Origin of the sequence: Pseudomonas protegens, from assembly GCF_013407925.2 — a bacterium.
Classification (GTDB): Bacteria; Pseudomonadota; Gammaproteobacteria; order Pseudomonadales; family Pseudomonadaceae; genus Aquipseudomonas; species Aquipseudomonas fluorescens_AP.
The window spans coordinates 6,704,709-6,725,596 of sequence record NZ_CP060201.1; the positions used below are offsets into that span (position 1 = coordinate 6,704,709).

Below are 20,888 nucleotides of genomic sequence, written 5' to 3' on the forward strand. Positions count from 1 at the left end.
TTTTTGGCTGTATGTCACCCGAAACCCGGACAATTGTCGGGCATCGAAATATTTTGCAAGATCGCCGCTATTTAATTGATAAATATGGCTTTTTTGATGCAAAAAAAGCACGAGACCGATCGCCTTGAAGGCTACCGGTGTCGTGCAAAAAGACGGCTTGCGCCAACGCTTGAATCAGGCGCGGCGATCCTGGGCGACGAGGCTTACATCGGAGACGATATGGCCATCCAGCAGCTTGATCACACGATCGGCCAACTGGAAGTATTGATCATCATGGGTGATGATCAGAATGGTCTTGCCGCGGCGTTTGAGTTCCGGCAGCAACTCTTCATAGAAGAAGCGTTTGAAGGGTGGATCCTGGTCTGCCGCCCACTCGTCAAGCACATACACCGGGCGGTCTTCCATGTAGGCACACACCAGGGCCAGGCGTTTTTGTTGGCCGTAGGACAGCTCTTTGGTCGTGGAATAACCCAACCCTTCGATCTTGATCTTGTCGGCCAAGCCCAGGGCGCCGAGGTACTTTTGCGCCAGGTCCGGGTTGACCTCTTCGCCTTCCGGACCAATCAACCGGTTGAACAGATGAAAGTCGCTGAACACTGCGGAAAACAGATCGCGGTAATCGCTGCGGTTGTCATCAGTGACGGCAACGCCATCCAGCAGAATCTGCCCGGACTGAGGCACGTACAACCCGCACAATGCCTTGACCAGGGTACTTTTGCCGCAGCCATTGCCACCAATGATGTAGATCAGCTCACCGCTGTTGATGGTCAGGTCAACCGGCCCGAGGGCAAAACCGCTCTCGGCGTCGGCACCGCGGTAGTTCATCACCACGCCTTTGAGGGTGATTTCCTGCCAGTGCTTTTTGTGCTCAAGGCGCAGGACATTGCTGGTTTCCGGCTCGCCTTGCTCGGCATGGTGCTCATTGATCAGGAAGCCGAAATCGGCCAGGCGGGTGATCGCAATCCGGCCCTGCGCTACCACCGGCATGGTGCTGATCAACAGGCCCAGCGGCCCGAGGATGTACATCACGGTCAGGACGCTGGCGGTCAGCACCTGGCTGTCGGTGACGGTCAGCAGCGGCAAGGCAAACACCAGGCTGCCAATCAACAAGGACTGAGTGACCAGCCCCATGTTTTCCGCGCCGAGGTACCACAGGTGCTCGATGAAGTTGAAACGCGCTACCCGCGTCGACGATTCCTTGATCGCCGAACGGCCAAACCAGCGCCGACGGATGCCGTTGAGCTTGAGCTCCTTGAGGCCAAAGACCAGACCGTGGGTATGCTCGTTGAAGGCGGTGAACTCATCACGCACACGACCAGTGAACTTCACCCCGCCAAGGAACAGAAACACATACAACATGGCGCCCAGCACCAATAGCGACAGCGTCAACGCAAACACCGTCCATGACAGGTAGGCCAGGTAGGCCAGGCCGAACATGAATACCGTGGCTTCCACCAACATCACCGGCATCACCAACAAGGTGGCGTTGAGTTGCGGAATGTCAGTGGTCAACAGTGTCAGCACATTGGGTGGGCCGCGCCGATCGACTTCTTCAAGGGGCGACGAGAGGATTTTCTGGCACAGCGCGATGCGCAGGCGCGTCATCAGCTTCATGTTGGCGTAAGCGGGAAACAAGGTCGCGCCGTTACGAAACGCCAGCGCCACCACGCTCAAGCCAATAAACCAATACAGCAGGTGCAAGCGCGATCCCTGCTCGTAAATAGCCTGGTTGACCACGTTGACCACCGCGATCGCCGCCACACCACTGACGATGCCGGTGACCAGGGAAAAGAACGCCAGCCAGGGATGATTTTGCCAAAGCAGGCGCAAGACCGAGCCCGGCTTGGGCGGCTTCTCATGCTTTTTGTTCATGGACCAACTCCTCAAATACACGCAAGACCGCGCATGGCCCGCCAGACAAGGCCGCTGCTACCGGCCCTGTTGCCGGCGCCGCCAAGTGTACGGATTGGCACAAATTCGGCTGTCCCCGAAAGCCTGTACAAAACGCGGACCGAGACAAATACACACCACCGGGGCGGATGGCCCCTGCGAATGTCCCCTCTTTCCATTGCAGACCGGCGCAGCATGAATGGGCCTAATACGGTCCCGAGCCGGACCCCTCAGGAGTAAAAGGTGGCTGCTCTGATCGCTCACCCACCTCTTAAAAGAACAGCGCCATCAAGGATGATTGGACTATGGAAATGACGAGCAGCATGCAAATTGCGGACAGCCCGCACTTCTATTTCGTACTCGGCGAATTGGTTTCCAGTACCGACCAGGATCACTTCGCACTCAATATGCTCAAGCTGATCGCCAAGCTCCTGCCGGTCACGGCGTTGACACTCAGCGAGTGGACCCTGGACAAGTCAAACAATAGCCTGATCGATATCAAGCCTCTGGGCACGGCCGGCAACCCCGCCGACATCCCCGTCCAACAAGCGAACAGCGCCACTGCCAACCCTCCCCTGCTCAAGGAAGTGCAGGAGATGGAGGGCTCGTTGCTGATCCGCCTGAATACGCGAACCAAAGGGGCAGCGGGCAAGGCGTCACGCGTTGCGGCGCACGAGTGCACCCTGGTATCGCGCGATGGCAGCCGGCGCTGCGTGGTGACGCTGTATCGGTCCCATACGCAGAAGGATTTTTCCTTGAGTGAATTGTCGCTGCTGAAAAACCTCTCCGAAGCCTTGCTGCCATTGATTGAAAGCTATGCCCAGTTCAGCCGCCAAAGTGCGTTGCGCAAAATGGGCAGCTGGATGGCGCCCCCGCTCAGCGACACCGAACCGTCGCACATTCATCGTGAGTTTCAAAAACGTCTGTCGCTGTGCGATGTCACGCTCTCAACCCGCGAACAGGAAGTTTGCCTTGGCTTGCTCAACGGCGGAACCGTGCCGGAAATAGCCGAGAAATTACGTCTCAAGAACAGCTCTATCGAAACCTATCTCAAGCGTGCGACAGCAAAGCTTGGGGTCAGCGGCCGACACGGATTGACCAAGTGGACGGTCGGCACCTAACGACATTCAAGAAACGGGTTACTGCGCTGCAACCCGTTTTTCCCTTTGCATGAGGCTGGCCAATGAACAAGTTTGCTTTCTCTGCGGTGGCGGTTGCAGTGGCACTGAGCGGGTGCTCACTGATCCCTGACTACCGGCAACCGGCAGCTCCGGTGACCACGCAATACCCGCAAGGCCCAGCCTATGCTGGCGCTGCAGGTAGCGTCAGCGAAGACGTTGCCCGCCAGGGCTGGCGCACGTTGTTCCATGACCCCGCCTTGCGGCAGTTGATCCAGACCGCTCTCACCGAGAACCGCGACCTGCGTGTGGCGGCGCTGAATGTCGAGGCGTACCGCGCGCAGTACCAGATCCAGCGCGCCGACCTGTTCCCGGCGGTCTCGGCGACGGCAGGCGGCACCCGCCAGCGGGTGCCGGCGAGCATTACCAAGACCGGTAAGGCGGCGATCACTTCGACGTACTCCGCGAACCTGGGCATCAGTGCCTATGAGCTGGATTTCTTTGGCCGCATCCGCAGCCTCAGCGAGCAGGCGATGCAAGCGTACCTGGCCACCGAGCAAGCGCAGCGCAGTGCCGAACTGAGCCTGGTCGCCAGCGTGGCCAATGCGTACCTGACCTGGCGTGCCGACCAGGAATTACTCGCGCTGACACGCCAGACCCTCGCCTCTTATGAGGAAAGCCTGCGTCTGACGACCCGCAGCCTGCAGGTGGGTACCGCGTCATCGCTGGATGCCGCCCAGGCGCAAACCAGTGTCGAAAACGCCCGCGCCAACCTTGCGCGCTATGAGCGACTGGTGGCCCAGGACCGCAATAGCCTGACGCTGCTGGTTGGCACCGCACTGCCGGAATCCCTGCCGAGCCTGCCGCTGTCGAGCAACCTGATCGCCCAGGTGCCCGCCGGCCTGCCGTCGGACCTGCTGCAACGCCGGCCCGACATTCTGCAAGCCGAATACCAGCTCAAATCCGCCAATGCCAACATTGGTGCGGCCCGCGCAGCGTTCTTTCCCAGTGTCAGCCTGACCGCCAACGCCGGCGCGTCCAGTTCGCAACTGTCGAGCCTGTTCAAGGGCGGCTCCGGCAGCTGGACATTCCAGCCGCAGATCAACCTGCCGATCTTCAACGCCGGCAGCCTGCGCGCCAGCCTCGACTACGCCAAACTGCAAAAAGACATTGGCGTGGCCCAGTACGAGAAAGCCATCCAGACCGCCTTCCAGGAAGTGTCCAACGGCCTGGCGGCACGCCAGACTTACAACGACCAACTGAACGCCCAACGCGATCTGGTGCAGGCCGACCAGACCTATTACAACCTCGCTCAACGCCGCTATCGCCAGGGCGTGGACAGCAACCTGGTGTTCCTCGACGCACAGCGCTCGTTGTTTTCGTCGCAGCAGGGGTTGATTACCGACCGTTTGGCGCAGCTGATCGCCGAAGTCAACCTGTACACCGCCCTCGGCGGCGCATGGGGGGAACCGACCCGACTGGCCGCTGCCGAGACGCGGCCATGAGCACCTTCGAGCCCGGGCAATATGTGCGCCTGCGCTCGGGGGGCAAAAGGATGCTGGTCAAATCGTCACAGGGGGCGGCGCCATTTCCCCACTCCGCACTGGTGCTGTGTGAGCACGAAGAGAAAAAACGCAGGGTGCAGGGGTTTTACATCGCCACCAACCTGAAGCTGGCAAGCGCTCCTCAAAAGTAATGATTGTAAAGGGCTATGGCCGACGGGCAGCAGAAGGCATTAGGTGGCCCGTTATCGACCGAGAGTGAACGATCCAACAGCCAATCTGTAGTAGCCCTGGTTGATCGAAATCGGCTAGTCACAATCATGGATACCGCTTTTGCTGCATCTGGCTATGTTGGGTCTGATGAGCACAGGTTATCCGAACCTATTGCAACGTTGAGCGAGATGAAACTGACAGAGCCGATAGCGATGCCCTCCTCGCCTTTAGTGTTGGCGGAACTGGCCGCCAGCACCCGTGCCGCCGCAGACGCGTTCATCGCCGCCGGTACCGCGGCCAACACCGTGCGCAGCTACCAGAATGCTAACAGCAATAGTTGTGAAAAATCACAGCACTCCACTGCCAACTGCGCCACATTCTGATTCAGGCCAAATTGGCGATCGGTACGATGAAGCGCCGCATAGCGAATTCTCGGCAATCCTGGCTTTGTGACCAATGCGCGCAACGCTCCGCGCTCGATCAGATGAGAAAGACAGGCTTTGGGCAGATAACTTACGCCCACTCCGGACAATGTCAGACCAACCTGCACCAGCAAGTTGTGACTGGTGAGGGTCTTGGGCATTTGCACGTCATGAGCTGCCAGCCATCGTTCATAGACCAGGCCTGTGCCTGACTGGGACCCCTGGGTCAGCACTGTGAACCCGGCCAGGACTTCAAGGCTCACAGGATCCGGATCAGCTATCAGGCTTGGAGCACACATCCAGGCGTTCTCGACGCTTTGAAGTGGCGTACTGACGAACCGGGCATCGTTGAACACGTCCGGCACGATGACCAGGTCGAGTTGGTCGTTTTCCAGTTTTCGAAACAACTCACTGCTCAGCTCCACCGATGGCTCGATCTGTACTTTTGGATAAGTCTGGCGCAACGCATCGACGAGCGCGGGTAACCAGGTTAATGCCGTAAGTTCCGTGACACCCAATCGAAAGCGTCTTACCAGTACCTCCCGGGCGCTGACCCGTTCAAGCAGATAATCGCGGCGCTCGAGCAAATCCTTGGCGTAATCCAGCAGTTCACCGCCCTTTTCGGTCAATCTCGCGTTGCGCTTACTGCGGTCGAAAATCTCCACATCGAAGGTTTCTTCCAGTTCCTGGATGCGCTTGGAAATAGCCGATTGCGACATGTTCAGCTTGTTCGCTGCCGCTTCGAAGCTCCCCAGTTCGGCAATCCAGTACAACGCGTCAATCTGCTTGAAGGTGATCATCGACTTTTCTACATGAAAAAAAGCGATGCTACTCCATAATAAAATATCGCTAAAACTGTTTGTTTATCGCTCCTAAGATCGAACCACAGCCCAAATCGGCTGCCAGTCCAATCTCAGGAGATCAGTCATGTCCTTGCCCGGTTCACGCATTTTCCCCAATCCGCCGCTGGCAGCAGCCGAAGTGCTCGAGGCTTTTGCCCACGTCGTCACGCCGCACATCAGTGACAACCTCGGCCGACACATCGGCGCCCGCGGCCTGACTCGCTATAACAGCAGCGGCAAACTGGTGGGCACCGCCCTCACCGTCAAAACCCGTCCCGGCGACAACCTGCTGATCTACAAAGCCATGAGCATGTTGCAACCAGGTCACGTACTGGTGGTGGATGCCCAAGGCGATGTCAACAACGCGGTGATTGGCGAGCTGGTGAAGCTTTACGCCCAGCAACGAGGTTGTGTCGGCTTCGTTATCGACGGCGCGATTCGTGATGTTGCCAGCTTTGCCGATACCCCTTGCTACGCTCGAAGCGTCGTGCACTGCGGCCCTTACAAAACCGGGCCCGGAGAGATCAACGTAGCAGTTTCAATCGGCGGCATGCTGGTTCAGCCAGGTGATCTGCTGGTCGGCGACGAGGACGGTCTTGTGGCGTTCTCCCAGGCTGATGCTGCCGAGATACTTCGCCGCGCCGCGCAACACGCAGCCCATGAAGAAGAGGTAAAAGCCGAAATCGCCACCGGTGCTGTTCGCCAAAGCTGGATGGACAAGGTCTTGCAACAGGCCGGCCTGGCCGATTGAGGAGAACATCATGAGCACTGCTTTTTTGTCTTATCGGGTGTTGGGCATTGAGCCTTCGCCGAGTATTGCCGCCAACGCTTTAGTGACCGAGTTGCGCGCCCAGGGCCGGGACATCGTCAACTTCACCTTGGGCGAGCCGGACTTCGATACCCCCGAACATATTCTTCGTGCCGCCAGCGCCGCGATGCACAGCGGTGACACGCATTACACCGCGACCAATGGAACACTGGCTTTGCGCCAGGCAATTTGCCTCAAGCTTGAGCGCGACAATGGATTGCACTATGCCGCTGACGAAGTGATTGCCGGTTGCGGTGGCAAGCACATCATCTATCACGCCCTGGCTGCGACCCTGAACCTTGGCGATGAAGTCATCGTGCACACGCCCTACTGGGTTTCATACCCGGATATCGCCCGACTGAACGACGCCACGCCGGTGATCATTCCTGGTGACGAAAGCAACGGCTTCAAGCTGTCGCCCGAAGCATTGGAGCAAGCGATCACACCACGCAGCAAATGGGTCATTTTAAATACCCCAAACAACCCGAGTGGCGCGGTCTACAACGAAACCGAATTGCTGGCTCTGGCGGCGGTGCTGCGCAGGCACCCTCACCTTCTGATCATGGCCGACGAAATTTACGAACAATTTGTCTACGGCGACGCCGTGCATGTGTCGCTGACCAGACTCGCTCCGGATCTCAAGCCGCGCACGCTGATTGTCAATGGCGCGTCCAAGGGCTACGCCATGACCGGTTGGAGAATCGGCTTCGGCGCAGGCCCCGCCTGGCTGATCGCGGCCATCGGAAAATTGCTTTCTCAGACCACGACATGCCCCAGTTCGGTGAGCCAGGCTGCAGCCGTGGCAGCGTTTGCCGGGGACCAGGCACCCATTGCCGAAATGCGCGAGGTGTACCAACAACGCCGAGACCACATGCTGGCGTTGCTAGGCCCCATTGACGGGTTGAGCTTCACCCCGCCGGACGGCGCCTTTTATGTGTTTGCCAACGTCAGCGGACTCATAGGTAAAACCGCTGAAAGTGGAGAGCGCATAGACAGTGATTCGCAGTTGGTCTCCTACCTGCTCAAGGAGCACGGACTGGCCACGGTCAGCGGTGCGGCGTATGGCATGTCGCCGTACATACGCCTGTCATTCGCCAGCTCCCTGGATGTCATCGAAGAAGGTTGCCGTCGACTCAAAGACGCGTGCCAACGATTGCGCTGACGGCTCATCGCAACACCCGACAGCCAGCGGACGGCTGCTCACTGACTGCCTAGAACAACACTCATAATCATTGTCATCAAATGAGGCATCCCCATGCACAAGCCCCGTATCGCGCTGGTATGGCAAATCATGATTGGCCTGCTGGCCGGCATCGCCATCGGCGCCCTGTTGCACCGCTTTCCCGAGTCCCGTCCGTGGCTGGTCGACAACCTCCTGCAACCGGCGGGCGACATTTTCATCAAGCTAATGAAAATGATCGTCGTCCCCATCGTGTTTTCTTGCATGGTGGTCGGTATCGCCGGTCACGGTGACGGCAAATCCCTGGGCCGTATCGGGATCAAATCACTGAGCTATTTCTTCAGCATTACGACGCTGGCAATCATCGTCGGTCTTGTGATTGGCAACCTTCTCAAGCCTGGGGCCGGCACCGATCTGGCAAGCCTCAAAGCCGCCGCCATCACTCTGCCAACCAGTAACGCAGCCGGTCATGGGCTTGGGCAGATCATCGTCGGAATCATCCCCGACAATGTGATCAATGCCATGGCACAGGGCAGCCTGCTCTCAGTGCTGTTTTTTGCCGTGATGTTTGGCCTCGGCGTTTCCAAACTGACCAACGAACGCAAGGAACCGGTCATTGCGCTACTGCGTGGCGTGTCGGAAGCCATGTTCAAGGTCACATCGATGATCATGGCCTACTCGCCCATCGGCGTATTCGGAATGATCTCCGTGACCGTGGCCAACTTTGGTTTTAGCTCACTCCTGCCCTTGGCCAAGCTGATCATGGTGAGCTACGTGGCGATTGCCTTCTTCGTCCTCGTCGTACTGAACCTGGTAGCACGATTCTGTGGGATTAATCTGTTCGCGCTGATGCGTCATATCAAGGATGAATTGATTCTCGCTTTTTCGAGCGCCAGTTCGGCGGCGGTAATGCCGCAGCTCATGAAGAAGCTTGAAACCTATGGTGTGCCACCCTCTCTGGTCAGCTTCGTAGTTCCAGTGGGCTACTCGTTCAACCTCGACGGCGCTTCGCTGTTCCTCGGCATTGGCACTTTGTTCGTCGCACAGCTTTACGGCATCGATCTGAGCTTCGGCGACCAAGCTTTGCTTGTGGTCACCATGGTGCTGACTTCAAAAGGGGCGGCAGGCGTCCCAGGGTTCATGTTCGTTATTTTGTCAGCCACGCTCGCCAGTGCGGGACTGCCACTTGAGGGTATTGCATTCATCGCCGGGGTTTACCGACTCATGGAGATGCCGACAACCGCCCTGAATGTGTTGGGCAACGCATTGGCTCCATTGGTCATCGCGAAATGGGAGGGGCGCGCTGCGCATTGTCTGAAGGCAACGCCGGCCTGAGCGTAAAAGCCCTGCCTAGGCACTGGCAACATTAAGTGCCTAGTGCTTCACCATCGAATCGGATTAGCTGACGCACCCTGTACTCTCAAAAAGTCCTGGGTACAGCAAAGACCCTGACAATTTCCTCAGCACAAGCGGCGTCATAAAACCTACTCTCATAAAAATCAAAAGCAGTTTCTGCCCCACAACTAGAAAAACGTTTCTTTACTTCCTTCATTTCCTTAGACGCAAGCCCCCTATCATTTTTTCGTACTTCTTCCAAAAAACCGACTGAGGCTGGTTTTGTGTAAATAAATATATTAGGCATGAGAACGCCTTGCTCTTCCAATCCTGCAAAATCTGTAAAACTTACGGCAAAAAAATATCCTTATCTCTTGAAATCTCCAAGAGCCTTAAAGTATTTAAAACAAACAAGGCGAGCCCAGTCAGGAAATCAGAAACTCCGTTGCGGCTCATCTCATTCATCAAGTGCTTTAAGCGGCTATATCTTGATACAAGCGGAATCTCTTCAAAGCTTTCATAATCCTCAAAGAATACGCGCATATCATTATACGATTCTTTACTGATTACCTTGTTATAGAGGTCTGTCAGCTTCATTTCCAGGGAGTACTCCATTACTTGGCTACCACTACTTTCACGAGGATCGCCTAAGCTTCAAGCTCATAAACCTCAATGTCACGACCCATAACATATAGGTCCCCATCCTGGCGTATTTCATCAATCGATGCTGGATCAGCATCCAAAGGGTAATTCCCATCAATATCGACACACCAATACTCGTCAATTTTCAACAACCGAACCCCCGAGCAAATTGAATTGAATTGATACCCACTAACTTTTGCACTCAGCTCTTCAACACCGCGGACAACCACTTTAACCTTCTTCCAAACATTTCCATCAAGCCGATGATCTCTGGCATGAAATAAAAGTTGTGCCGCGAGTCGCTCGCCTGGTGCATAACTAAACTCAAACGACAATAGCAACCCATCTTCAAAACGATGAAAGGCTTGCAATACATCACTTATTTTGGCTGCAGTTTCTGACATATTCATTTTCCTTTTGAACATCCGCGAATTTGAAACGCTTCATGCCTGGCGTCGCCATGTCCCCCAGGAGCGCTCACCCCTCCACCGCCTGATAAACCACCCGATGCGCCTCGGTCGGCAGCGGCACTTCCCACTTGAACAGCATGCGGCGGATATCATCGTTGCGCAGCGAGGTGTCGCGCTTCTGGTTGCGCCGCATGATCTCGTCCTCGGGCCGCTCCAGGTAAAGAATTTCCACCTCGGCGCCGTAACCATAGAGCAAGTCCAGGGTGCGGCTGCGCATCTGCGCCGACAGGTGCGTGGAGTTCCAGACAAAGGGTCTGTGCTCGCGCAGCAAGGCCTTGGCCCGGTCGATGGCGTAGTGCGCAGCGGCGCCTTCGTTCTGTCCGTGGCGCAGGCCCAGGGCTTGGCGGGCGTCGTCGAACGACACCACCGGCAGCTCCGGGTGATGCTGTGCGGCCCAGGTGTCCTTGCCGCTGGCCGGCAGGCCCGAGAGCATCACCACTGAGGAACCCTGCGGCGCGTGCAGCGGGTAGTCGGGGTGTACCCGGGCGCCTCGCAGGTACTGAATGCGTGTGTAGTCGTCAGCAAAGGCCCGTGGTCCGTGCAGGCAGCCCTCCTCCTGCGCCAGTTCGCGCCACAGCTCGATGGCATCCAGCACATCGGCCTTGCCGGCGTAGTGGCGCCCCTGCATATCGGCCTCGGCCACGGCACAGAGCATCCACAGCGGCAGTTCCCAGGACAGTTTGTGCAACAGGAACTCGGCGCTGCGGCCGCTGCGATCACCCTGCAGAGCGAAGAACGGCACCTGGTGCACGGCGATGATGCGGCAAATCTGCTCGCGCAGCTCGAAAGGCACGCCGGCGCGCCACAACAGCAGCCGCGCGTCCACTGCGCCCCGGCGCGAGTGACCGGGCTGGCCGATCCGCCCGGTATCCGGGTCGATCACCGTGGTGTCGGGCTTGGCGATATCGTGCAACAGGGCGGCGAAGAACAGCACAAAGCGCTGCTCGGCGCTGGCCTGCTGGTAGGCGGATTGCGCCAGCAAGGCTTCGACCACCAGGCGGGTATGAATCCACACATCGCCTTCGGCGTGGTAGGTCGGGTCTTGCGGTGTCTCGGCCAGGCGCGCCAGGGCCGGAATAGCCGCCAGGCAGGCGGCGACGTCCATATCGCGCCCCGGCTCGGGGACCAGTTGTTGCAGTTGTCGAATGTCCATATCGGGATGCTCCTTCAGTAGCCGTGGCGTGGGCCCTGCCAGTCCATGGACAGGCGCGGGGCATAGAGGTCGACGCCGTCGGCCAGCTGATTGGGGATGAAGGGTTGGTTGGCATGGTGCTGGTCGGCATCGAGGATGGCCTGGACGAAGTCCTGGCGTACCCACTTGAGTCGGCCGAGGGTCTGCTGCTCGTCCTCGAGCTTCAGGTACAGGCCTTCCATGCGACTGGAGCGGTCGCACTGGCGCCAGGCACGGGCCAGGTCGAGGCCTTCGCGGCGCACCACTTGCTCGAACACCTCGCGCCAGCGCGCGGTCTTGGCCAGCGAATCGCCCACCAGCGCCAGCAGCTCGGCATGCCGGCGCGGCGCCGGGCCTTCGTACAGCACCGGCACCGACAGCACCGGCCCACCTTCTAGCAGGCGCCGGCGCGCAGCGGTGGAGAGGAACAGCCCGGTGGCGCGGTCCCACACATCGAACTCGCAGAAGTAATGTGGCAAGCGGTCGTAGAACACCGAGTGTTTCTTGTGCAGCCATTCGCCATACAGCACGAAGCGATCTTCCAGGCGCTCCAGCAACCAGTGTTCGTGAGCCACGGCCCATTGCTTGAACAGATTGAACTGGCGCTCGCGCCCACCGCCAGTGAGGTAGTGACCGCGAGATTGCAGGCGCAACTCGCCGCCTGCGCTGAAGCTGATGCCGGCGTTGGCACCATCGAGTTTTTCTTCCACCACCAGCCACTGCCCGGCCAGGGCGGCATAGCGCACCTGGCCAGTGTCAGTGTCGCCATCTTGCAGGCGCGAGCCTTGCAGATGGGGCGTGCGGGGGTATTTGAGCAGTTCCAGGTTGTGCGCAGTGGCACGAATATCCATGTGCATGGGTTTGTCCTCGAAAACAGAGAAAAACCAACGACAGGATCAGGCAGGCATGGCAATCAAGCGCCGCCGCGCATAGGCACGGGCAGCCATCAGGCAGGATGGACCGTCGTCGGTATCAGGCGTGTTGGCTGGCGTAGGGCACTGGCTTCACCACTTGGAGAAAAGGTTGCAGAGGCTTCAGGGCGCGCATTCAACAGCAGATAGCGGCATCCGGTCAAGCACCGGAGCTGCTCCTCGCCCCGCGCCCCGCTTCGCCTCATGGCTTGCCGCGCATGCTGTTGCGCCATATGCGGTAGGCCCTGATCCCCGAACGCACCGAACTGAACAGCAACTGGCCGTCCATTTCCCGGGTCATCCCCGAGCGTTCCAGCATCGTCAGGAAAGTACCGCGGGCACGGGCGATCGCGAAGTAGATGCCCTGGGCGGCCAGGGTTTCGCGGATTTCCCGCAGCACCGCGATGCCGCTGACATCGATATCGGTCACCGCCTCGGCATTGAACAGCACCACCTCGGGCTGGCTCTCGCGCTGCACGGTGTCCAGCAGGCGCATCTTGAAGTAGTCGGCGTTGAAGAACAGGATCGCGTCGTCGAAGCGATACACCACCAGGCCGGGCACGGTGTGCGCTTGCGGGTACTGGCGGATGTCCACCTGGCCTTCGATGCCCGGCATCCAGCCCAGCACCGCGTCGGTGGGTTGGTAGATGCTGTACAGCAGGCGCAGGATGGCCAGGGTCACGGCGAAGATGATGCCCGGCAGCACCCCCAGGCCCAGCACGCTGACGGTGGTCAGCAGGCACAGCCAGAACTCGAAGCGGCTGAGACGGTAGATCTGCTTCAGGGACTTGACGTCGAGCAAGCCCCAGCCCGCCATCAACAGCACCGCGCCCAGGGCCGGCTGCGGAATCCACGCCATGGGCGCGGTGAAAAACAGCAGAATCAGCGCAATCGCCAGGGCCGCGATGATGCCCACCAACTGGCTCTTGCCTCCGGCCATGTCGTTGACCGCGGTACGCGAATCCGCGCCGCTGATGGCAAAGCCCTGGGAGGCACCGGCCGCCAGGTTGCTCAGGCCCAGGGCGATGAATTCATGGTTGGCGTTGATCGCGTAGCCATGGCGCGCGGCGAAGCTGCGGGCCGTGAGCATGGCGCTGCAGAAACTCACGGTGGCGATGCCCAGCGCGTCGCGCAGCAGGCTCTTGCTTTCCTCCAGGCTGGTCTTGGGCCAGGACAACTCGGGAATCCCGGCCGGCACATGACCGAGGATCGCCACCCCGAGGCGGTCGAAGCCCAATAGCCCGGCCAGCAAGGTGAACAGCGCCACCGTCAGCAGCGCTGCCGGCAGCCGCGGGTAGCGTCGCGGCAGCCAGATCAACAGGCCCAGGCTGGCCAGGCCAACGGCCAGGGTCAGGCCATGGATCTCCCCCAGCCGCTGGAGAAAGTCCGCCAGCCCCAGAATGAAGCCGTCGCCTTCGATCTTGAAACCCACCACCTTGCCCATTTGCCCGGCGATCAGGCTCAGACCGATGCCGTTGAGGTAGCCGATGAGGATCGGCCGCGAGAAGAAGCTGGCGATAAAACCCGCCCGGGCGATCCCGGCGGCGATCAGCATCAGGCCCACCAGCACGGTGACGATCATCGACAACTCGACGGTACGCTGCAGGTCGCCCATGGCCAAAGGCGCCACGGCCCCGCCGAGCATGGCGCAAGTGGCGGCATCGGGGCCTACCATCAACTGCCGCGAGCTGCCGACCAAGGCATAGACGATCATCGGCAGCACACAGGCGTAGAGCCCGTACTGCGGCGGCAGGCCGACAATCTGCGCATAGGCGATGGCAATCGGGATCTGGATAGCCGCCACGGACAACCCGGCCCGCAGGTCGGCGCGAAACCATTCACGGCGGTAGTGCAGCAAGTTGGACAGGCCAGATAGACAGCGGGATAACGACATGCCGGGTCCTTTCGAAATAATCCGTTTTATTCTTTGGCCGCGCTCTGGCGGCCCTCTTGTTTGGCCCGGCGACGCGGGCGCGTATTCAAGCGAATCGGGCCACTTGGCGCCATGAGCTGGAGCAGCTTTTGCGTCGATTCACCCAGATGATTGGCCATGGGCAACCCGCTGGCGCTTGTGGGCCGGTGCCCACCGCTGTTCAACGTCACCGGTTGCGCCAGCCCTGAACCGTGATGGCAATCAGCGGTCAAAATAATCGGTCAAATCCATCCATCTCTGCACATAACCCTCTAATCTTGGCGGCACGTTTTGCAGGTCGTTGCGGTCGGTCTTTGTCGGTGTCGAATACGCAGCGTTAATCCGAGAGCATGAAATGCCACTGTCTGTTGAGTTACTGCCATGACTCATGTGAGTCAATCGTTGCGCCAGTGGGGGGCGCTGATCCTGACGCCGCTGCTCGCGCTGATGGCCTGGGTGCCCTCGGTGTCTGGCGCAGAACCCCTTGGCTTCGACCTGTACATCGCCGAGGCGCCGCCTTTATCGATGCTGGACCAGACCGGTCTGCATGGCATCGTCGGTGATGCGACGTCGGAAGCGGCGATCCGGGCCGGTTATACGCTGCATTTTATCGAAGTGCCCTGGGCACGAGCCCAGCAAAGCGTGCGCAAAGGCGTCGACAAGCTGATCATTCCGCTGTCGCGCACGCCGGAAAGAGAAGCCGATTACACCTGGATCGCGCCCATCATGACCATGGACAGAGCCTTCTTCAGCCTGCACACGCGCGTCGAAACCCTGCAGCAGGCACGGGACACCTTTGCTCGGATCGCCGTTGGCCGGGGCAGTGCCCAAGAGCAGAAGCTTCGGGCTGAAGGCTTTGCCGACAAGCAGATCTATCCGTTTGAAATTGGCGAGAACCCGGCGCAACTGCTGCTGATGGGACGGGTCGACGCCTGGTTCAACGGCATTCCCGAAACCCAGAGCATCTGGCGCAAGGTGTCGACTCAGCCGTTGCAGGTCAGTCCGGTCTTCATGAGCACCGATCTGTACCTGGCCTGCTCCAGAAACTGCAATGCGACACTGGTGCGCAAGCTGCGCGCGGCGGTCGAGGAGCTGCGCAAGGACGGCACGCTGGAGAGAATGCGAAAATCCTACCTCGACGCTCCCTGAGCGGCCCCCTGTACTGCGCAGAACCCGGGGCGCGTTGGCACAGCCGGCGTCCCGGTCCGCAGCACGCGCTGGCCGATGCCCCTCAACGCGAGAGCATGAACGTCTCGTACTCCAGGTCATCCAGCGCCGTCGACAACCGCGCCAGCCCCAGCAGCACGCAGATCAGCAGCGACAGGGTAAAGCCATAGCCGAAGTAGCTCGGCCCCAGGTGCAGGCTGAGCAGGGTCAACCCGGCGTTGAGGGCGACGAAGAACAGGCACAGCTCCAGCACGATCGCCCGTTTGTCGAGGTAGAAAAACACGTTGAGGATGGCCATGAACACCACCTGGATGCTCACCCCGATCAGGTCGATGTAGAACAGCGGCAGGTAGTAGCTGGACATCCCCAGCCATTCCAGCAGGCGCGGCCCGAAGAGAAACAGCAGGACCACCGTCAGCCCCTGGACCTTGCAGATTTCCAGCAGGCCCTGGCGGATCGAGAAGGTCATCTCGGCTTTCAGCGAACCGATGTGCTGCAGGGTTTCGCCGTCGCGCACCGCGCGAAACAGCCGGTCGTACCACTCGGCGAAGTCGGTTTCGATCCGCACCAGGAACACCGCCATGCCGGGAATGATCGCCAGGTAGGCGAGGAAGATCGGCAGGTCATACAGGATCGAAGCGCGCAGCGGTCCGATCACCTGGCTGGAGGTGTCCGGGTTGAACCAGAAGATGAACTTGTCGATCCAGATCCCCAGGTTGTAGCAAAGCCCGGTCAGCAGCAGGCTGACAAACACCTGGCGGCGGTCGAGAAAATCAAAGGCCACCAGCTTTTCCGCGCGGTACTCGCGCAGGATGTCGTACAGGAACAGGAACAGCAGCGAGCTGTGCCCCAGCAACAGCGCCAGCAGCAGCCCTTCCATGCCCATGTGCCGCAGGAAGAACGCGCTGCCGACCATCAGTGCGTAGCCCGCCAGCATCACCAGCAGGATGCGGTTATAGGCCTTCATCCCCGAGAGGAAGATGATCACCAGCCACAGGTTGCACAGCACCACGAAGTTGGCCAGGGTCATCAGGCGGTAGATCAGCGGCTGGTCGAACAGGGTCACCAGCAGCAGGATGCCCAGCACGCCCGAGCCCAGGGTCACCAGCAACAGCACCCCCACCAGGTTCGGCAGGATGTGCTCGTACTTGCGCTCGAACAGGCGGTCGGAGACGAAACGGGTGAAAAACAGCTGCAAGCCGCCGGTGAGGATCAGCGAGGTGGCCATCAGGTAGGTCACGGTGATCAGAAACTGCCGGATCAGCACCTCCGGCACCACCAGCCCGAGGCTGATGACCCCCACCAGCATCACGCTGAGAATCGACAGCACCCAGGGCCCGGAACTGATCAGGCCGGCGTAGACATAGGCATGCAGGGTCGCGGTGTAGGAGTCGCGGGACAGAATCTTGCGCAGTTCGAAACCGATGCCGGCCATTTACACAGCCTCCTTGCGTGGGGCGCCCATGGCGGTGTCATACAGCGTGCGATAGCGCTCGATCATCAGGGTTTCGCTGTAGTAGCGGTGTACCCGCGCCAGGCCGGCGGCCTGGGCGGCTTGCCAGCGTTGCGGGCTGCGCAGCAGATCGATGATCGCCTGGGACGTGGCCTGGGGATCGGCGATCGCCACCACCTCCCCGGCCAGCCCCAGATCGCGGTCGGCCGCTTCGCCGCCCTCGATCAGTTCCCGGCAGGAGCCGACGTCGCTGCTGACCACCGGCGTGCCGGCGGCCCAGGCTTCGAGAATCACCAAAGGCTGGGCCTCGCTGATGGAGGTCAGCACCATCAGGCCCAGCTGCGGCAGGATGTCCTGGATCTTCTGGAAGCCGAGGAACAGCACCTTCTGCTCCAGGCCGAGACTGGCCACCAGGCTGCGACACTCGGCGACGTACTCGGGGTCTTCCTCTTCCGGGCCGACAATCCAGCCTTCCACCTGGGGCATCACACTGACCACGCCGCGCATGGCCCGCAGGAAGGTCTTCACGTCCTTGATCGGCACCACCCGGCCGATCAGCCCGACCACCGGCGCGATGCCGGCGGCACGGGACTCATAGGCCTGGGTCCAGAGTTGCAGGTTGATGCCGTTGGGAATCACCTGGGTGCGCTCCGGCGGCGCGCCGTCCTTGATCTGCCGCTGGCGGTTGCCGTCGTACAGGGCAATGATCTGGTCGGCGCTCTCGTAGACCAGATGACCGATGCGTTCGAAAAAGCGCACCCAGAGCATGCGGATGTAGCCGGAACCACTGTCCATGCTGTCGTTGAGCGCCTGGTTGCTGCTTTCCGCGATCCAGCTGGCCTGGGCCAGGTCGATCTTGCGTTCCTTGGTGTAGATCCCGTGCTCGCTGAGCAGGAACCGGCAGCCCCACAGCTGCTTGAGAATGCAGCCCACCAGCCCGGCGTAACCGGTGGAAATCGAATGCAGGACCCGGGCCCGCGGCATGCGCCGGGCTGCGGCGGCCAGCATCAGCAGCGGCGACTGCATGGTGCGCAGGGTCCAGAAATAGTTGACGAAGGACGGATCGGCGCAATGCTGCTCGTAGCCTTCGGTCAGCGCCTCCCAGCTGGGGCGACTGTAGAGCACGTCGTCCAGGGTGATCCGCGCCTGGGCCAGGGAATCGAGCACGCCAATGCCCAGCTCGGCGGGCGGTTTCTCCGGGTTGTGCAGGTAACGGTACAGGTTGCTCAATTCCTCCAGGGACGCCGTGTGGGCGACCCGCTTGTGCTTGGGATTGCGCCAGGCCTCCTCCAGATACACTTCTTCGATGTGCACCACGTTGGCCGGGATCTCATAGCGGCGCTGGCCGTAGGCTTCGCGCTGGCCGCCAATGAACAGCACGGAAAAGGTCAGCTGCGGCAGGCCGAGGATCATCTGGTGGATCCAGCTGGAGACACCGCCGCGCACATAGGGCCAGGTGCCTTCGAGCAGCAGGCAGACATCGGCAATGGGGGTTGGGTCGACGGCGTTTTTCATGTCCAGGTCCTTACCAGCCCGGCAAAGGGCGGACGTTGTTGCATCTGCGGCGGCAAGCTTTTGAGCAGCGCGGGAATCTCTGAATAGTTGCCGGTTTCAAAGGCGATCTCGGCCCGAAACGGCAAGACCTTGGCCGGGTCCATGCCCGCTTCCTGGGCCTGGTGCATATGCAGTCGCGCCTTGCCGATGTCGCCCCGCTCAAGGGCGATACGCCCGGCCAGCAACAGCAACTCGCCGCCCTCTCCCGCCTCCAGCGCCTGCTCGGCATGCTCACCGGCTTGCCCTAGCACGTGCTGCTGCACGCTGCCCTGGGCCAGGCCCAGGTAAGCCAGCTCCCAGTACCAGCGCGCCAGGGTCGCGTGCAAGGCGCCGGCCTTCTTCGGCGCGGCGCCGGGCAACTGTTCCAGCGACGCCTGAATCCGCTGGTTGATGTCGGTTTCCTGTTTGTCGAGCATCGAATACGCCAGCAGGCGCACATCGTCGCTGGGGTCGCCCAGGGCCAGCTTGAGAATCGGCACCGCTTCCTTGCCCGGCATCCTGCGGGTGGCGAGCAACGCCGCCAGGCGCTGGTCGGGGTCCGGGGCGTGGCGCAGCACATCCTGCAAGCCACTGTCGCCGAAGGTCGGCGAATGCAGTTGGGTCTGGGCGCGAAACGGCAGGTCGGGAATGCCCACCGCCTGCCACATCTGCACCTCGCGCTTGCGCGGCAGGTACAAGGCCGGAAAGATCGCCGCGATCACCCCCACCGAGCCCAGCAGCGGAACGAAGAACGCCAGGCTGAAGATGAACAGCGGGCTCCACGGCAACGGCCGCCGATAACGCGCCGGCAACAGCAGCCAGACCGCCGCCGTCAGCAGGCCGCAGGCGATGGCATGACTCATTGCATACAGCAGCGCGACCTGCAGGTCGGGCAACTGCGCCGTCAGGCTGGCCCAGCTCCCGACCTCGAAAAACAGCGCTCCGCTAAACAGCCACTTGCTGATCATTCAGGCCACACTCGTTGTACAGAAAGTTACGCAGTCCATCCCGTTGCCGGGCCGACTCCAGGTCATAAGGCAGCACCTTGACCCCCAGGCTCGCCAGTTCCACGCTCATGCCGAAGTGCTCGTGCACCAGCTTGCCCAGGCGCGTCAGATAGCCTTGGGCGCCCTCGCTGCTGGTCAGCGGCAGGAGCACCAGCAGCAGCCCGTGCCCGCGGTTGTTGACCAGGCTCAGGTGCAAGTCCAGCCCGCGCTGGCTGCGTTCGAACAGCCGCGTCAGTTCATCGTTGGGCTGGGTCAGTTCGAAGGCATAGAGGCAGCCGGACAGGCCGTGGCGCTCGACATCCACCAACGAACGCTTGAGCTGGCGGGTGAACTGCTGACTGTCGGCGTCCTGCAGTTGCAGCACCTGGGAATCGGCCTGCAGCAAGTCGGCGATGTGCCCGGCCAGCAGGGCCAGCAGGCTGAGGGTGCGCTCCTGGAAGGCAAAGAACGGCATCTGCCGCACCGCCAGCACCGCCAGCACCTGCCCCTGGGTGTCCACCAGCGGGATGCAGGCCTGCAACGACGACACCGCGGCTTGTCCGCCGCTGTCGAGCAGCTCTTCGCGCACACTCACCAGTTCCGCGCGCTCCAGGCACAGGCGCACCAGCAGGTCCTTGTCGTCCAGGGTGGGCATGGTGCCGATGGAGGCCAGCAGGCTCAGCTGGGGCGCCGCGTTGGCGGTCTGTTGCACCCGGTACAGCCCGGCCACCCGCAGCGAACCGTACTGGCCCAGCAGGGTCAGCACCGGCTCGGCCAGCAGGGTCAGGGCATCGTCGCCATTGGGCGCCGCCCGCAGCCGCTCACGCAGGCCCAGTAACGAGCTGCGCAGGCTCTGGTCGCTGCCGGCCAGGCGCTGCTCCAGGCGATCGTGGGACACCCGCAGAATCTGATGGGCCCGGGTGAAGTCGTCGAGCCGGTACTGGCGATACTCGTTGGCCATCTGCAAGCGCAGCAGGCGCCGCTCCCACAGGTCGCGCACCTCGCCCACCAGCATGCCGCAGACCAGCACGCCAACGATGTAGGACGGCGCGATCTGCGCGTAGCCCGGCAGCCCGTTCTGCCGCAGGACGAAAAACGCCGCCACCAGCAGGCTGGCGCTGATCAGGCCGCGGACAAACCCGTAGCGCACCCCCAGCAACAGCGGCGCCAGCACCGACCAGGGAAACTCGCCCTGCACCTGCAGCGGATCCTGGGGCGCCAGCCACAGGCCGACGCCGATCACCAGGGCGGTCACCAGGAAGGTTTCCAGCCATGACGCCGGCCCGCTGGCTCGGGGCGCCAGCGCGTAGTCCATGTGTGGAGAGTTCATGGC

The 20,888-nt window shown here is 60.8% G+C and carries 19 protein-coding genes; 7 read left to right on the top strand and 12 right to left on the bottom strand.

Going from position 1 to position 20,888, the window contains the following annotated elements:
• Positions 1 to 174: 174 nt before the first annotated feature.
• Positions 175 to 1,872, bottom strand: coding sequence for a cyclic peptide export ABC transporter (locus GGI48_RS30595; RefSeq protein ID WP_179601732.1), 1,698 nt, complete (start codon positions 1,870 to 1,872; stop codon positions 175 to 177).
• 323 nt (positions 1,873 to 2,195) lie between these two features.
• Between GGI48_RS30595 and GGI48_RS30600 the strand changes: the two genes are divergently transcribed.
• From GGI48_RS30600 to GGI48_RS30610, 3 genes are all read left to right on the top strand, one after another.
• Positions 2,196 to 3,011 (top strand): helix-turn-helix transcriptional regulator, encoded by an 816-nt coding sequence (locus GGI48_RS30600; protein WP_179601734.1) that lies wholly within the window; start codon positions 2,196 to 2,198, stop codon positions 3,009 to 3,011.
• Between the two features lie 62 nt (positions 3,012 to 3,073).
• Complete coding sequence (locus GGI48_RS30605; RefSeq protein ID WP_179601737.1) at positions 3,074 to 4,513, top strand: efflux transporter outer membrane subunit; 1,440 nt, start codon at positions 3,074 to 3,076, stop codon at positions 4,511 to 4,513.
• Positions 4,510 to 4,704, top strand: a complete 195-nt coding sequence (locus GGI48_RS30610; protein WP_179601739.1) for a hypothetical protein — start codon at positions 4,510 to 4,512, stop codon at positions 4,702 to 4,704. Before GGI48_RS30605 ends, GGI48_RS30610 begins: the two co-directional genes overlap by 4 nt.
• A 332-nt stretch (positions 4,705 to 5,036) precedes the next feature.
• Here the strand turns inward: GGI48_RS30610 and GGI48_RS30615 are convergent, their stop codons facing one another.
• Positions 5,037 to 5,945, bottom strand: a complete 909-nt coding sequence (locus tag GGI48_RS30615) for a LysR family transcriptional regulator (protein ID WP_179601741.1) — start codon at positions 5,943 to 5,945, stop codon at positions 5,037 to 5,039.
• Positions 5,946 to 6,072: 127 nt separating this feature from the next.
• On the opposite strand from GGI48_RS30615, the gene GGI48_RS30620 reads away from it, so the two are divergent.
• The 3 genes from GGI48_RS30620 (at position 6,073) to GGI48_RS30630 (ending at position 9,310) form a co-directional block, all read left to right on the top strand.
• Complete coding sequence (locus GGI48_RS30620; protein ID WP_047305258.1) at positions 6,073 to 6,738, top strand: RraA family protein; 666 nt, start codon at positions 6,073 to 6,075, stop codon at positions 6,736 to 6,738.
• Between the two features lie 10 nt (positions 6,739 to 6,748).
• Positions 6,749 to 7,957, top strand: coding sequence for a pyridoxal phosphate-dependent aminotransferase (locus tag GGI48_RS30625; protein ID WP_179601743.1), 1,209 nt, complete (start codon positions 6,749 to 6,751; stop codon positions 7,955 to 7,957).
• Between the two features lie 93 nt (positions 7,958 to 8,050).
• Complete coding sequence (locus GGI48_RS30630) at positions 8,051 to 9,310, top strand: cation:dicarboxylate symporter family transporter (RefSeq protein ID WP_179601745.1); 1,260 nt, start codon at positions 8,051 to 8,053, stop codon at positions 9,308 to 9,310.
• Positions 9,311 to 9,395: 85 nt separating this feature from the next.
• On the opposite strand, the gene GGI48_RS31295 is transcribed toward GGI48_RS30630, so the two are convergent.
• The 6 genes from GGI48_RS31295 to GGI48_RS30655 form a co-directional block, all read right to left on the bottom strand.
• A complete protein-coding gene (locus GGI48_RS31295; protein ID WP_260620577.1) occupies positions 9,396 to 9,617 on the bottom strand; it encodes a hypothetical protein in 222 nt (73 codons plus the stop codon).
• 41 nt (positions 9,618 to 9,658) lie between these two features.
• A complete protein-coding gene (locus GGI48_RS31300; protein WP_260620578.1) occupies positions 9,659 to 9,907 on the bottom strand; it encodes an Imm15 family immunity protein in 249 nt (82 codons plus the stop codon).
• A gap of 50 nt (positions 9,908 to 9,957) precedes the next feature.
• A complete protein-coding gene (locus GGI48_RS30640) occupies positions 9,958 to 10,356 on the bottom strand; it encodes a hypothetical protein (protein WP_179601747.1) in 399 nt (132 codons plus the stop codon).
• A gap of 73 nt (positions 10,357 to 10,429) precedes the next feature.
• Complete coding sequence (locus GGI48_RS30645) at positions 10,430 to 11,575, bottom strand: AAA family ATPase (protein WP_179601749.1); 1,146 nt, start codon at positions 11,573 to 11,575, stop codon at positions 10,430 to 10,432.
• Between the two features lie 14 nt (positions 11,576 to 11,589).
• Complete coding sequence (locus GGI48_RS30650; protein WP_179601751.1) at positions 11,590 to 12,450, bottom strand: RNA ligase family protein; 861 nt, start codon at positions 12,448 to 12,450, stop codon at positions 11,590 to 11,592.
• Positions 12,451 to 12,706: 256 nt separating this feature from the next.
• Positions 12,707 to 14,398, bottom strand: coding sequence for a SulP family inorganic anion transporter (locus GGI48_RS30655; protein WP_179601753.1), 1,692 nt, complete (start codon positions 14,396 to 14,398; stop codon positions 12,707 to 12,709).
• Positions 14,399 to 14,797: 399 nt separating this feature from the next.
• On the opposite strand from GGI48_RS30655, the gene GGI48_RS30660 reads away from it, so the two are divergent.
• Positions 14,798 to 15,565: a substrate-binding periplasmic protein gene (locus GGI48_RS30660; RefSeq protein ID WP_179601755.1), complete on the top strand. Its 768-nt coding sequence runs from the start codon at positions 14,798 to 14,800 to the stop codon at positions 15,563 to 15,565.
• 82 nt (positions 15,566 to 15,647) lie between these two features.
• Here the strand turns inward: GGI48_RS30660 and pelG are convergent, their stop codons facing one another.
• Genes pelG through GGI48_RS30680 form a run of 4 tightly spaced genes read right to left on the bottom strand, consistent with a single transcriptional unit; the run spans position 15,648 to position 20,885 of the window.
• Positions 15,648 to 17,018: an exopolysaccharide Pel transporter PelG gene (pelG, locus tag GGI48_RS30665; protein ID WP_016963202.1), complete on the bottom strand. Its 1,371-nt coding sequence runs from the start codon at positions 17,016 to 17,018 to the stop codon at positions 15,648 to 15,650.
• A complete protein-coding gene (gene pelF / locus GGI48_RS30670) occupies positions 17,019 to 18,551 on the bottom strand; it encodes a GT4 family glycosyltransferase PelF (protein ID WP_179601757.1) in 1,533 nt (510 codons plus the stop codon).
• Positions 18,548 to 19,537, bottom strand: a complete 990-nt coding sequence (locus GGI48_RS30675) for a tetratricopeptide repeat protein (RefSeq protein WP_016963200.1) — start codon at positions 19,535 to 19,537, stop codon at positions 18,548 to 18,550. The genes pelF and GGI48_RS30675 overlap by 4 nt, the downstream gene beginning before the upstream one ends.
• Entirely contained in the window at positions 19,515 to 20,885 is a 1,371-nt protein-coding gene (locus GGI48_RS30680) for a PelD GGDEF domain-containing protein (RefSeq protein WP_179601759.1), read from the bottom strand. The genes GGI48_RS30675 and GGI48_RS30680 overlap by 23 nt, the downstream gene beginning before the upstream one ends.
• Positions 20,886 to 20,888 lie beyond the last annotated feature (3 nt).

Excerpts from the sequence above, each read along its gene's own strand:
- GGI48_RS30680 (WP_179601759.1), bottom strand. The coding sequence starts at position 20,885 with ATGAACTCTCCACACATGGACTACGCGCTGGCGCCCCGAGCCAGCGGG.
- GGI48_RS30610 (WP_179601739.1), top strand. The coding sequence starts at position 4,510 with ATGAGCACCTTCGAGCCCGGGCAATATGTGCGCCTGCGCTCGGGGGGC.
- GGI48_RS30615 (WP_179601741.1), bottom strand. The coding sequence starts at position 5,945 with ATGATCACCTTCAAGCAGATTGACGCGTTGTACTGGATTGCCGAACTG.
- GGI48_RS30650 (WP_179601751.1), bottom strand. The coding sequence starts at position 12,450 with ATGCACATGGATATTCGTGCCACTGCGCACAACCTGGAACTGCTCAAA.
- GGI48_RS30655 (WP_179601753.1), bottom strand. The coding sequence starts at position 14,398 with ATGTCGTTATCCCGCTGTCTATCTGGCCTGTCCAACTTGCTGCACTAC.
- GGI48_RS30605 (WP_179601737.1), top strand. The coding sequence starts at position 3,074 with ATGAACAAGTTTGCTTTCTCTGCGGTGGCGGTTGCAGTGGCACTGAGC.
- GGI48_RS30645 (WP_179601749.1), bottom strand. The coding sequence starts at position 11,575 with ATGGACATTCGACAACTGCAACAACTGGTCCCCGAGCCGGGGCGCGAT.
- GGI48_RS30675 (WP_016963200.1), bottom strand. The coding sequence starts at position 19,537 with ATGATCAGCAAGTGGCTGTTTAGCGGAGCGCTGTTTTTCGAGGTCGGG.
- GGI48_RS30620 (WP_047305258.1), top strand. The coding sequence starts at position 6,073 with ATGTCCTTGCCCGGTTCACGCATTTTCCCCAATCCGCCGCTGGCAGCA.
- pelG (WP_016963202.1), bottom strand. The coding sequence starts at position 17,018 with ATGGCCGGCATCGGTTTCGAACTGCGCAAGATTCTGTCCCGCGACTCC.
- GGI48_RS30625 (WP_179601743.1), top strand. The coding sequence starts at position 6,749 with ATGAGCACTGCTTTTTTGTCTTATCGGGTGTTGGGCATTGAGCCTTCG.
- GGI48_RS30660 (WP_179601755.1), top strand. The coding sequence starts at position 14,798 with ATGACTCATGTGAGTCAATCGTTGCGCCAGTGGGGGGCGCTGATCCTG.
- GGI48_RS30595 (WP_179601732.1), bottom strand. The coding sequence starts at position 1,872 with ATGAACAAAAAGCATGAGAAGCCGCCCAAGCCGGGCTCGGTCTTGCGC.
- pelF (WP_179601757.1), bottom strand. The coding sequence starts at position 18,551 with ATGAAAAACGCCGTCGACCCAACCCCCATTGCCGATGTCTGCCTGCTG.
- GGI48_RS31295 (WP_260620577.1), bottom strand. The coding sequence starts at position 9,617 with ATGCCTAATATATTTATTTACACAAAACCAGCCTCAGTCGGTTTTTTG.
- GGI48_RS30600 (WP_179601734.1), top strand. The coding sequence starts at position 2,196 with ATGGAAATGACGAGCAGCATGCAAATTGCGGACAGCCCGCACTTCTAT.
- GGI48_RS30630 (WP_179601745.1), top strand. The coding sequence starts at position 8,051 with ATGCACAAGCCCCGTATCGCGCTGGTATGGCAAATCATGATTGGCCTG.
- GGI48_RS31300 (WP_260620578.1), bottom strand. The coding sequence starts at position 9,907 with ATGAAGCTGACAGACCTCTATAACAAGGTAATCAGTAAAGAATCGTAT.
- GGI48_RS30640 (WP_179601747.1), bottom strand. The coding sequence starts at position 10,356 with ATGTCAGAAACTGCAGCCAAAATAAGTGATGTATTGCAAGCCTTTCAT.